The sequence below is a fragment of the Streptomyces pseudogriseolus genome (genome assembly GCA_002154585.1).
GTDB lineage: Bacteria > Actinomycetota > Actinomycetes > Streptomycetales > Streptomycetaceae > Streptomyces > Streptomyces pseudogriseolus.
In genome coordinates this window covers 25,421-35,680 of sequence record MUNG01000141.1, presented here as the reverse complement: position 1 = coordinate 35,680, position 10,260 = coordinate 25,421, and the positions used below count along the sequence as shown (strand labels likewise).

Genomic DNA, 10,260 nt, shown 5'->3' with positions numbered 1-10,260 from the left:
TGCGGGGGCCGGACGGGGACGTCGGCGCGCGCGTGCCGCTCGAGATCGCGGCCTCCTACCGGGCGCGGACGCGCGGACTGCTCGGGCGGGAGAGCCTGGAAGGCGCGCTGCTGCTCTCCCCCGCCAACAGCATCCACACCTTCCGTATGCGCATGCCCATCGACGTCGCCTACCTGGACCACCGACTCCGCGTGCTCGCCGTGCGCACCATGCCGCCCGGACGGCTCGGGCGGCCCCGCGTCCGGGCACGGCATGTCATCGAGGCCGAGGCGGGGGCCATGGCGGGGTGGGGGCTCGGCGTCGGAGCGGTGGTGGAGGTGCGTGTGCTCCCCCGCGTCTGAGCCCGCTCAGCTCGCCCCGCGCGGGAACGAGATCTCCACCCGTCGGTTCTTCTTCCGGCCCTCCTCCGTCGAGTTGTCGGCGATCGGGTAGTCCTCCCCGTAACCGCGCACCTCGTACGTGATGTTCGCGTCGCTCAGCTCCTGTTCGAGGATGCCGTGCACCGCGTTGGCCCGCTTGCGGGACAGCACGTCGCCGTGCGCGGACGAGCCGAGGTTGTCCGTGAAGCCGAAGACGCGGATGCGGGTCGCGTTCTGCGTCTTGATCTCGTTCGCGATCACGCTGATACGGGACCTCGCCTGCGCCGAGATCTTGGCGCTGTCCTTGCCGAAGAGGACCTCCGCCTGGAGGGCGAACGTCACGTTCGTGTTCGTGTCCTCGCGGCGCTCGTCCCCGCTCTGGTCCTCGACGACGGACTTGATGTCCAGCACCTTCGGCTCCGCGAGGGTGGCCCCGTCCGGGAGCTTCAGGTCCGGGTCGTTGGGGTCCAGTTCCACGGGCGCGGAGGCGCTGGCTTCCGTGCCCGGCGGGACGCTCGGCCCGTCGTCGGCGTACGCCACGGCCGGGCCGGCGGCCAACAGGGTGGCGAGCGTACCGATGAGAAGGAGGCGCGTGTGTGTCATTCCCGCCTCACCCAGAGATCTGGATGGTGCCGCTGGCGAACATGGGCAACTGAAGGGATACCTCCACCGTGTCGGTGGGCGGCGCGGGGAACTGCATGAAGACCGGCACCGACTCGCCGGACTTGATTCCGGTGATGCCCGTGGTCGTCAGTGGGCGTCCGTCCGTGTCGCGCAGGACGTAGTAGCGCTTCTTGCCCTTGCTGTCGACCAATGTCGCCCCGCCGAGCGATCGGCCGTTGCGGATGACCTCGGTCTCGTTGCCACTCAGCTGCGCGGGGAGGTTCAGTGACTCGTCGCTGTCGTTCTTCAACGTCCCGTTGACCGTGACGAAGCCACCGCCGTCCCGCTCCGCCGAGGTGACCTGGAGCAGCAAGCCGTCCGGCCCTCTGAGCTCCGCGAGCGTCTCCGCGGCTTCGTTCTCCTGCGCACTCGGTTCGGACCCGCGTTCTTGAGATGTGGAGGCGTTGCTCTCCGGCTTGCCGTCGTCATCGTTGCCACCGCCGCAGCCGGCCGCTCCGAGGGCCAGTCCGGCCGCAACAACCAGCGCGACGGCCCCGCTACGGGCCCTCGTTGTGAACCGAACGCTCATACCCTGCATCCTCAGTCACTCGTCGTTTGCTTGTCAGTCGGCCAGGTGCACGTCGAAGAGATCCTCGGGCTGTGGTAGCAGATCGTCGGGCGTCTCCGGGTCCAGTTCCCAGTCGACTCCGCCCTTGCAGTTGAGCGTGGGGAGCTCTTCCGGCTCTTCCTTCTCCTCCGCGTCCGCCTCCCCTTCGCCGCCGGCGGGGAGCTCGAAACCGCAACGGGACTCGATCACGGCGGTGGCAGTCGCCCGAGACCTCTTCGTCTCGGTGCCGGGCACGATGGAGTCCCCGACCGTCTTGTTCGTCTGCACTTCGACCGTGTAGCCGAGGAGGCCGTCCGCGTTGCAGCTCAGGACCGAGGCGTCGTTGCTTGCCGCCAATTGCTCGGCCCTCCAGCAGGACGGCGTGAGTCCGTCCGCCATGCCGTCGAAGACGTCCTGCCACTTCTCGGGGTCGAGCAGGTTCTCCAGCCACGCCCCGGCCAGCTGGTCACGCCGCTCCTGGGCAGCCGCGAGCGCCGCCGCGTCGGCGGCGGTCTGGGCGCCGTTCCTGTTCGCTGCGGCTTGGCCGACTGCCAGGTAGGCGAACGCCAGGAAGAGCAAGCCCCCCACTACCGTGATGTAGATGGGGAATGCCTGCCCTGAATCGTCGAAGCGCCGTCGCCGCGTCAGCCGCCGGTGACTTCGCTGATCTTGTCGGTGATGGCGTTGAAGATCGTCTGCCCGATGTCCGTCCCCGTGATCGCCAGCACGATCGCCACCACCACCGCGATGATCCCCAGGTACTCCACCGCCGTCTGGCCACGGTCGTCGCGACGGGCTGCGCGGGACTGGAGGTACGTGACCGTCGTGTTGATCCAGTTGCCCATGGTGTTCCCCTCCGGCTGACGCGGTGGCGGCCTGGGTCCCGGGGCCGCTGTCGACCTCGGCACCGTACGAGGGGGGGGTCGGGCGCCTCAAGGGTCCCGGGGCCCATTTCCGGACCCAAAGGCGGGCCCAGCGCGTCGTCGGTGTGCGCCTCACCACCGACCACCCCCGTATCGGGTCGAACTCCCCTGGCTCCCGCGCCACTTCGCCGTGGCCTCCGCGCGGCTCGTGCTGTGCAGCTTCGCGAAGATGCGGTTGATGTGGTTCTTGACCGTCTTCTCGCTGATGAAGCAGGTGGCGGCGATCTGCTGGTTGCTCATGCCGGACGCGATGAGCTCCATGATCTCCGCCTCCCTCGCACTCAGCCCGTATGTCGACCTGTCAGACATCGACTGTGCCATATCCGGTTGCACTTGCGAAAGGTTTTTCGTCGAAGTAGCGGCGGGAAGCCGCCAACTGCCCTCCCGCGTGCCGACGAAAGCGGAATCTGCGTCACCCCCCGACCGTAATTGCGCCAGCAATCTCCCCGCCGCCGTCGGTGTCAAGTGCGGCCTCCCGCTCCTCGCGTCCCGTACCGCCGTCACCAGTTCGTCCGGTGTGAACTCACCGTGCACCAGATACCCGTTCGCGCCCCGGCGCAGTGCCTCGTGGACGATGTCCGACTCCCCGCTGTACGTCAGCATCAGCACCGCCGTCAGCGGCACCAGGTGCGGGAGGGCCGCGAGGCCGTCGACCCCCGGCATGCGGACGTCCAGCAGCACCACGTCCGGGCCGTGCGCGAGCGTCGCCTCGTACGCCTCCCTGCCGTCCGCCGCCTCCGCGACGACCTCCAGGTCGTCCCGGGCGGTGAGGAGGGCGGTCAGGCCCGCGCGGACCACGGGGTTGTCGTCGGCCACCACCACGCGCAGGGGCTCCGGAGGCGGGGCCTCCCCGAAGGGGTCCGGCGTGTTCGGTTCACCGGTCATGGCGGACCTCCGTCACACGTGTCGTCGTCACCGGCGCCCCGAGCGGCAGTTCCAGGCGGACCTCCGTGCCGCGTCCCCGTTCGCCCCGCCCGAAGCTGATGCGCGCCCCCACCGACGCGGCCCGTTCCACCATGCCCACCAGGCCGAAGTGGCCCTCGCGGCGCAGGCCGTCGAGGTCGGGGGCGGCGGGGCGGCCCGGGAGGCCCGTGCCGTCGTCGTGGACGCTGACCGTCAGCACGTCGCCCCGCGCATCCGCCCGCACGCCCGCCCGCACGTCCACCCTCGTCGCCCGTGCGTGACGGTGGGCGTTCTCCATCGCCTCCGACGTGATGGTCAGGAGCTGGCGGGCCACCGTGCGGGGGACCGGCGGGGCAGGGGCCTCGCCCGTCCTCGCGTACGTCACCGACGCCCCGGTGCGGACGCGGAATTCCCGCACCGCGCACGCCAGTTCCGCCATCACGTCGGCCGAGAGCGCACCCCCCGGCGCCCCCTCCCTCCGCAGGTCCGTCAGCAGTTCCCGTGACTCGGCGGCCGCCCTCCTCGCGGACCGCGCCACCAGTTCCGCCTGGCGTTTGACCAGGGCCGGGTCCATGCGGGCGGCCCCCGCCGAGCAGGCCAGGCCGTCCGCCGCCAGGGCGACCCCGTGCAGCGTCTTGGCCACCGAGTCGTGCATCTCCCGTGCCAGCCGGGCTCGTTCGGCGTCCACCGCCTCCGTGACCGCGAGGCGGGCCCGGACGGCGGCGAGGGCCCGGGTCGCCTCGCCGAGGTGGAGCATCAGCTTGCGCAGGCTGGAGCCGACCGCCCCCGCGATCACGCACAGGCCGGGCAGGATCAGCGTCTCGGCGGGTTCGGTGTGCGGCTTGTCCAGCGTGGCGTGGACGAGCAGCAGGATCACGCCCTGGAGCGAGGCGAAGACGGCCGCGCCGCGCCAGCCGTAGATGAGGCCCGCGAGCAGGGGCGTGCAGACGCTGACGTAGGCGAGGGTCGTGTCGGGGCCGGCGGAGACCAGCAGCAGGGCGCCGAAGAGGGTGTCCGCCGCGAGGAGGCTGGGGTGGCGCAGGAGGAGGGGGCCGAAGCGCTCCCAGTCGCGGAAGAGGGCGTACGACACCATGAAGGTGACGACGACCGCGATGCCGACCAGGCGTACGCCCCAGCCGGGTCCGGCGTTGAGCAGCGCGGACGGCGCGGCCACGGCGATCATCGCCAGCCGGAAGCCGAAGGCCTGGCGGCAGAGCGCCTGGAGGGCGTTCACCTGGAGCTGGGTGTCCGTGACCGGCCCGCTCGGCCCCTCCTCGGGTTCCCCGGACACCCGGGGCACCTCAGCCGCCTGAGGCCGGACGGCCGTCCCGGCCGCCTCGCACGCCGCGACCGGCACGGCCGGCACAACCGCCCCCGCCCGCGCCCGCCGCCGAGCAGCAGGGCCTCGGCGCCGCCAGCCACCTCCCCTCCGCGTCCTCGCCGTCCGCATCCTCGTCATCGGCCTCATCGCACTCCCCTCCCCTCACTCCCCCGTGAGCGACCCGAAGTCGGTCCCCGAGCCGAGGATCAGGCCGGCGCCGAGGAGGATCATCGTGGCCGGGACCATGAACGTGGTGATCATCAGCGTGGCCTTGGGGACCGCGCGGGCCGCCTTGCGGCGGGCGTTCTGCGCGTCCGTGCGGCGCATGTCCTTGGCGAGCGCCACCAGCGTGTCGACGATCGGCGCGCCCAGCTCCTCGCCCTGCTGGAGGGCGGTGACGAACATGGCGACCTGCTCGGAGTCGTTGCGGCGGCGCAGCTCGGCGAAGGCCTGCCGACGGCTCATGCCCAGGTCCATCTGGCGCAGGGTGATGCGCAGTTCGTCCGCCCAGGGGCCCTCGTACTGGGAGGAGACGCGTTCCAGGGCCTGGCGGAAGCCGAGTCCCGCGCTGACGACGACGGCGAGGACGTCCAGGAAGTCGGGCAGGGTGCGCTCGATGACGTCCTTGCGGACGCGGATCGCGGACCAGATGCCGACCTCCGTCCAGAACGCGCCGAAGGCGAGCAGCAGCAGCGCCACGAACAGCTGGCCGCGCATCAGGAACACGAGGAAGCCGAAGCCGCCGAGGGCGCCGTAGACGGCGCGGCGGGCGGCGTAGCGGTGGATGGTGAGGCCGCCGGGGTTGCCCGCCAGGTCGATCTTGCGGCGGTACCTGGCGACCTGCTTCGGTCCCATGAGGCGCAGTACGGCGGGGGCGTAACGCATGCCCATGCGGTCGATGAGGGAGTCGACCGCGCCGGTGCGGGTGGAGCCGACCTCGAGGGCGAGCATCAGGTCGCCGGGGAGTTTCGCCTCCGCGCGGTACATGCGGATGCCGGCGAAGATGCCGCACACGGCGAGGGCCATCAGCGCGGCGAGCAGGAGTGCCATGTCGTCGTCCCTTTCCCGGCTCAGACGTCGATGCGGGACAGGCGGCGGATGAGCAGGAAGCCGACGGCGTACAGGCCGAAGGCGACGAGGACCGCGATCTGCCCGGCGGGCGATCCCGTCATGCGCTCCAGGGCGCCGTCCTTGACCCCGTTCATCAGGAACAGCGAGCCGACGCCGAGCACGGGCACGGCGTACGAGGTCATGCTGACCTGGGAGAGCTGGGTGCGGACCTCGCGCCGGGTCTCCTTGCGTTCCTCCAGCGTCTCGGTGAGGTTGCGCAGCGCGCTCACCACCTGGCCGCCCGCCCGGTTGGACAGCACCAAGGTGGTGACGAGGACGACGAGTTCGCGGGAGGGGAGCCGGTCGGACAGTTCGCCGAGGGCGTCCTCCATGGAGGCGCCCATCGCCAGCTGGTCGGCCACCTTGCCCAGTTCCTCGCCGGCCGGGGCCTCCAGCTCCTCCGCGGCGATGCCGATGGCGGTGCGCAGGGCGAGGCCGGCCTGGGTGGCGTTGGCGAGGATGCGGGCCAGTTCGGGAAGCTGGTTGATGAACCGCTCGATACGCTTCTGCCGCTGCCAGTTGAGGAACTGCACGGCGGCCCAGACGCCGAGCAGTCCCGCGATCGGGCCGAAGAAGGGCGCGAGGGCGGCCTGTCCCGCCAGCCACAGTCCGGCGACGACGGCGAGCATCGCCACGAAGAACTCGCCGGGTGTGACGTCGAGGCCGGTGGCGAGCAGCCGTAGCTCCAGCGTGCGGCCGAGGCGGGTGCGGCGCAGCCGCCGGTCCAGTGTGGGGAAACGGCGCCGGCGGCCGGCGGACGGGAGCTCCCCGGTGGCCGACAACCGGTCCACCAGCGCCTGCCGCTGCGCCCGGCCGGCCGCGTGGACGTGCACACCGGCGACCGCGAGGACGCAGGCCAGCAGGGTGACGCCGGTGGTCAGCGTGATCAGGTTCTCGAGCTCCATGGGGGCGGTACCTACCTGGCTTCTCGGGTGGCGAGCTGGTCGGCGGAGTGGGCGATGCCGAACGCCTGCGGGACGGGCTGGCCCGCCATGTAGAGGCGGTCGGCGGTCCGCCGGGGCAGGGGGTGGTGCACGTACGAGCCGTGGACGCGGCCGTCGGGGGTCATCGGCAGCGCGTCGAAGCGGGCGGCCGTGGCCAGCCGGTACGGCTCCCCGCCGTGGCTCTCCAGCAGGGCGATCTCGGTGATGCGGCGGGCGCCGTCGGCGAACCGGGTGAGCTGGACGATCACGTCGACGGCGCTGTTGATCTGGTCGTGCAGGGCGACGAAGGGGATCTCCACGTCGGACATGGAGGCGAGGGTCTGGAGCCGGGTGAGGGCGTCCTCGGCGCTGTTGGCGTGGACGGTGGCGAGGGAGCCGTCGTGGCCGGTGGACATGGCCTGGAGCATGTCCAGGCACTCGCCGCCGCGGACCTCGCCGACGACGATGCGGTCGGGCCGCATCCGCAGCGAGTTGCGCACCAGGTCGCGGATGGTGACGCGGCCCTTGCCCTCGACGTTGGGCGGGCGGGACTCCAGGCGGATGACGTGCGGCTGCTGGAGCTGGAGTTCGGCGGAGTCCTCGATGGTGATGATGCGCTCGCCCGCGGGGATCAGCCCGGACAGGGCGTTGAGGAGGGTCGTCTTGCCGGTGCCGGTGGCGCCGGACACGATGATGTTGAAGCGGGCCTGCACGAGTCCGGCCAGCAGATACAGCATGGGCTCGTCGAGCGAGCCGAGGCCGATCAGCTCCTGGAGGGTGAAGGAGCGCGGGAAGCGGCGGATGGTGAGGACCGCGCCGGTCAGGGACAGCGGCGGGATGATGACGTTGACGCGCTCCCCGGACGGCAGCCGGGCGTCGACCATGGGGGTGGACTCGTCGACGCGGCGGTTCACGGTGGAGACGATGCGTTCGATCGTCTGCATCAGCTGGTCGTTGGAGGCGAAGCGGAGCGGCAGTTGCTCCACCCGGCCGCCGCGCTCGACGAAGATGGCGTCGGGGCCGTTCACCATGATCTCGGTGACGGAGGCGTCCTCGAGGAGCGGTTCCAGGATGCCGAGGCCGAGGGCCTCGTCGACGACGCGCCGGATCAGCTGGGCGCGTTCGACCGTCGACAGGACGGGGCCCTCGCGGCTGATGATGTGGCCGAGGACGCGTTCCAGCCGGGCCCGGCGCTCGGCCGGGGACAGCGCGCTCATCTCCGCGAGGTCGATCTCCTCCAGGAGCTTGGCGCGGTAGGACGCGACGAGGTGGCCGTCCTCGCCCCGCCCGGCCTTCTCCTCGGGGGCGTTGATGCGTGCCCGCAGGCTCATGAGTCGCTCGCTCCTCGCTCGTGTCCCGGTCCTTGTCGTCGGGCGCTGTGCTTGTCGTCGGGCGCGTCCTTGTCGTCGGGCGCCTCGTGGGTGACGGTGTCGTTCCGCGCTCCGGTGGTGACGGTGTCAGTGGTCGACGGGCATCGTGGCGCTCCTTCCGGCGGTTCCGAAGTCCCAGCCGGGCACGATCGACGGGATGTCGACCCGGGCGGTGACGGTGACCTCGTCGCCGCCCCCCGCCGTGCCGCAGGAGGTGCCGCCGGCCAGCCAGGAGCTGACGGCGGCCGTGCACGCGGCCTGGGCGCCCTGGTCCAGGGACGCGCTGCGCGCGCCCGCGCGGGCGGCGGTGCCGGCCTGCTGGGCGGTGTAGGCGATCAGCCCGAGCTGTACGGCGGCCATGGCCACGATCAGCAGGACGGGCAGGAAGCCCAGGTACTCGATCGCCACCTGCCCGCGGTCGCGCCGGCGGCCTTCGCTGCGTCGGTACGGCATGTCAGTCCGTCTCCTCCTCGACCGCGCCCGCGTGACCGGTCACGTCGAAGGGGAACGACAGGGTGCCGGGGAAGAGGATCGGCACCCTGACCGTCACGTCGGCGGTGACCATGCCGCCGCCCGTCCCGCAGGTCACCGTCGCGCCGCTGCCCCAGGCGCCCGACAGGGTGTCCGTCCCGGCGGCCTGGCAGGCGCCCTGGCGTGCGCCGGGGGACGCGGCGGTTCCGGCACGGGCCGCCTCGTCGGCGGCGTTCCCGGCCAGGGTGAAGGTGTAGCCGACCAGCACGAGCTGCCACAGCACGACCAGCGTCACCAGGATCGCCGGGGTCATGCCGAGGAACTCGACGGTGACCTGCCCCCGGTCGCGGTACGGCCCCGTGACGGCGACCCGCCGCCCGGTCGCCCGCGCTCCCCTGCCGCCGCTCATCCCGTACCGTCCCTGCGCCGCCGGAAACTCACCGCGCCCCGGTCGCCGCGCAGCCGTCCGCCCCTGTGGCCGCCGCTCTCCGGGGCCCGTACGAGCCCGAGTTCGCCGGCCAGCGCCCACATCGCCTGCTTCACGCTGCTCTTCGCCTCCAGTTCGTGCACGCGCCCGGCGTCCACCACGCCCTGGAGCTCCTTGAAGTGGGCCGGGACCGTGGTGGCGGCGACGGCGGTGCCGGTGATGCGCGCGATGAGCGGCGGCTGGATCTCCGTGGACCGGGTGTGCCGGTTGACGACGACCGTGGTCTCCTCCGCCTTGCGGATCTGGAGCCGGTCCCACATCCGCACCGCCCGTTTGGCGCCCCGTACGGCGATGACGTCGGGGGTGGTGACCAGCAGGGCCCGGTCGGCCATCTCCACCGCAGCCGCGCCCGCGCCGCCGAGCTGGGCGCCGCAGTCGATGACGACGACCTCGTAGCGGGAGCGCAGGGCGCTGACGATGTGGCGGGCGGCCCGGTCGGTGACCTCCTCGCCGCGTTCGCCCTCGGCGGGGGCGAGCAGCAGGGCGAGTCCGCTGTCGTGGCGGAAGACGGCGTCGGCGAGGACGCGCGGGGAGATGTCGTGGATCGCGGCGAGGTCGACGACGGAGCGGCGGAACTGGACGTCCAGGTAGGAGGCGACGTCGCCGGTCTGGAGGTCCATGTCGACCAGGGCGGTGGCGCGTCCGGAGGTCTGGGCGGCGAGCGCGAGCTGGACGGCGGTGAGGGTGGCGCCGACCCCGCCCTTGGCGCCGCTGACGGTGACGACGGTGCCGCCCGCCCCGCCCACCGGGTCGCTGCCGGCGCCCAGGTGGCGCCGTACGCCGGCCGACCACTGGGCGACGGCCTGGACGCGGCTGGCGAGTTCCTCGTAGCTCAGCGGGAGGGCGACCAGGCCGCGGGCGCCGTAGTCCATGGCGGCCTGGAAGAGGCCGGGGCTCGCGTCGGAGGTGACGAGGATGACGCCGGCGGCCGGGAAGCGCAGGGCGACCTCGCGGACGAGTTCCAGCGCGGGGACGGGGCCGATCCGCTCGTGGACGACGACCACCTCGGGCAGTTCGTCGAGGGACTCGGCGGCCAGCCGGGAGAGGGTGTCGACGAGCTGCGTGGAGTCGGTCACCGGGGCGAGCGGCTCCACGTCGGGGAGCTGGCCGATCAGGGTGGTGAGGGACCGGACGTCGTCCGCGTCACCGACGGCCGGGAGGATCCTGGTGGACATGCGGGCCT

13 protein-coding genes are annotated in these 10,260 nt (G+C 72.2%); 1 reads left to right on the top strand and 12 read right to left on the bottom strand.

The genetic code is table 11. The features are described from left to right. Positions 1-341 (top strand): DUF192 domain-containing protein (locus tag CCN29_RS14455; RefSeq protein ID WP_086682299.1); only part of this gene is annotated, 341 nt, incomplete at its 5' end. A gap of 6 nt (positions 342-347) precedes the next feature. Here CCN29_RS14455 and CCN29_RS14450 read toward each other — a convergent pair. The 12 genes from CCN29_RS14450 to CCN29_RS14395 form a co-directional block, all read right to left on the bottom strand. Next, positions 348-962, bottom strand: coding sequence for an OmpA family protein (locus tag CCN29_RS14450; protein ID WP_006132088.1), 615 nt, complete (start codon positions 960-962; stop codon positions 348-350). A 7-nt stretch (positions 963-969) separates the two neighbouring features. Beyond that, positions 970-1,551, bottom strand: coding sequence for a hypothetical protein (locus CCN29_RS14445; protein WP_086682293.1), 582 nt, complete (start codon positions 1,549-1,551; stop codon positions 970-972). Between the two features lie 33 nt (positions 1,552-1,584). After that, the gene (locus CCN29_RS14440) at positions 1,585-2,217 is read right to left on the bottom strand and encodes a pilus assembly protein TadG-related protein (RefSeq protein ID WP_086682296.1); all 633 of its coding nucleotides are present in this window, start codon (positions 2,215-2,217) and stop codon (positions 1,585-1,587) included. Further along, positions 2,214-2,414, bottom strand: coding sequence for a Flp family type IVb pilin (locus tag CCN29_RS14435; protein WP_086682290.1), 201 nt, complete (start codon positions 2,412-2,414; stop codon positions 2,214-2,216). Before CCN29_RS14435 ends, CCN29_RS14440 begins: the two co-directional genes overlap by 4 nt. 150 nt (positions 2,415-2,564) lie before the next feature. After that, positions 2,565-3,377 (bottom strand): response regulator, encoded by an 813-nt coding sequence (locus CCN29_RS14430; protein WP_086682288.1) that lies wholly within the window; start codon positions 3,375-3,377, stop codon positions 2,565-2,567. Continuing rightward, a complete protein-coding gene (locus CCN29_RS14425) occupies positions 3,367-4,845 on the bottom strand; it encodes a sensor histidine kinase (protein ID WP_374310545.1) in 1,479 nt (492 codons plus the stop codon). The genes CCN29_RS14430 and CCN29_RS14425 overlap by 11 nt, the downstream gene beginning before the upstream one ends. Before the next feature lie 33 nt (positions 4,846-4,878). Further along, complete coding sequence (locus tag CCN29_RS14420) at positions 4,879-5,766, bottom strand: DUF5936 domain-containing protein (RefSeq protein ID WP_031017000.1); 888 nt, start codon at positions 5,764-5,766, stop codon at positions 4,879-4,881. A gap of 20 nt (positions 5,767-5,786) precedes the next feature. After that, positions 5,787-6,731 (bottom strand): type II secretion system F family protein, encoded by a 945-nt coding sequence (locus CCN29_RS14415; protein WP_031017002.1) that lies wholly within the window; start codon positions 6,729-6,731, stop codon positions 5,787-5,789. Positions 6,732-6,742: 11 nt separating this feature from the next. Beyond that, entirely contained in the window at positions 6,743-8,080 is a 1,338-nt protein-coding gene (locus tag CCN29_RS14410) for a TadA family conjugal transfer-associated ATPase (protein ID WP_086682285.1), read from the bottom strand. Between the two features lie 126 nt (positions 8,081-8,206). Next, complete coding sequence (locus CCN29_RS14405; protein ID WP_086682282.1) at positions 8,207-8,572, bottom strand: TadE/TadG family type IV pilus assembly protein; 366 nt, start codon at positions 8,570-8,572, stop codon at positions 8,207-8,209. 1 nt (position 8,573) lies between these two features. Next, positions 8,574-8,999 (bottom strand): TadE/TadG family type IV pilus assembly protein, encoded by a 426-nt coding sequence (locus CCN29_RS14400; protein WP_086682279.1) that lies wholly within the window; start codon positions 8,997-8,999, stop codon positions 8,574-8,576. Then, positions 8,996-10,252, bottom strand: coding sequence for a CpaE/TadZ family protein (locus CCN29_RS14395; protein ID WP_006132099.1), 1,257 nt, complete (start codon positions 10,250-10,252; stop codon positions 8,996-8,998). Before CCN29_RS14395 ends, CCN29_RS14400 begins: the two co-directional genes overlap by 4 nt. Positions 10,253-10,260 lie beyond the last annotated feature (8 nt).

What these genes read in the sequence shown, in the direction of transcription:
- CCN29_RS14450 (WP_006132088.1), bottom strand. Translation starts at nt 962, where the DNA reads ATGACACACACGCGCCTCCTTCTCATCGGTACGCTCGCCACCCTGTTG.
- CCN29_RS14445 (WP_086682293.1), bottom strand. Translation starts at nt 1,551, where the DNA reads ATGAGCGTTCGGTTCACAACGAGGGCCCGTAGCGGGGCCGTCGCGCTG.
- CCN29_RS14435 (WP_086682290.1), bottom strand. Translation starts at nt 2,414, where the DNA reads ATGGGCAACTGGATCAACACGACGGTCACGTACCTCCAGTCCCGCGCA.
- CCN29_RS14430 (WP_086682288.1), bottom strand. Translation starts at nt 3,377, where the DNA reads ATGACCGGTGAACCGAACACGCCGGACCCCTTCGGGGAGGCCCCGCCT.
- CCN29_RS14425 (WP_374310545.1), bottom strand. Translation starts at nt 4,845, where the DNA reads ATGCGGACGGCGAGGACGCGGAGGGGAGGTGGCTGGCGGCGCCGAGGC.
- CCN29_RS14420 (WP_031017000.1), bottom strand. Translation starts at nt 5,766, where the DNA reads ATGGCACTCCTGCTCGCCGCGCTGATGGCCCTCGCCGTGTGCGGCATC.
- CCN29_RS14415 (WP_031017002.1), bottom strand. Translation starts at nt 6,731, where the DNA reads ATGGAGCTCGAGAACCTGATCACGCTGACCACCGGCGTCACCCTGCTG.
- CCN29_RS14410 (WP_086682285.1), bottom strand. Translation starts at nt 8,080, where the DNA reads ATGAGCCTGCGGGCACGCATCAACGCCCCCGAGGAGAAGGCCGGGCGG.
- CCN29_RS14405 (WP_086682282.1), bottom strand. Translation starts at nt 8,572, where the DNA reads ATGCCGTACCGACGCAGCGAAGGCCGCCGGCGCGACCGCGGGCAGGTG.
- CCN29_RS14400 (WP_086682279.1), bottom strand. Translation starts at nt 8,999, where the DNA reads ATGAGCGGCGGCAGGGGAGCGCGGGCGACCGGGCGGCGGGTCGCCGTC.
- CCN29_RS14395 (WP_006132099.1), bottom strand. Translation starts at nt 10,252, where the DNA reads ATGTCCACCAGGATCCTCCCGGCCGTCGGTGACGCGGACGACGTCCGG.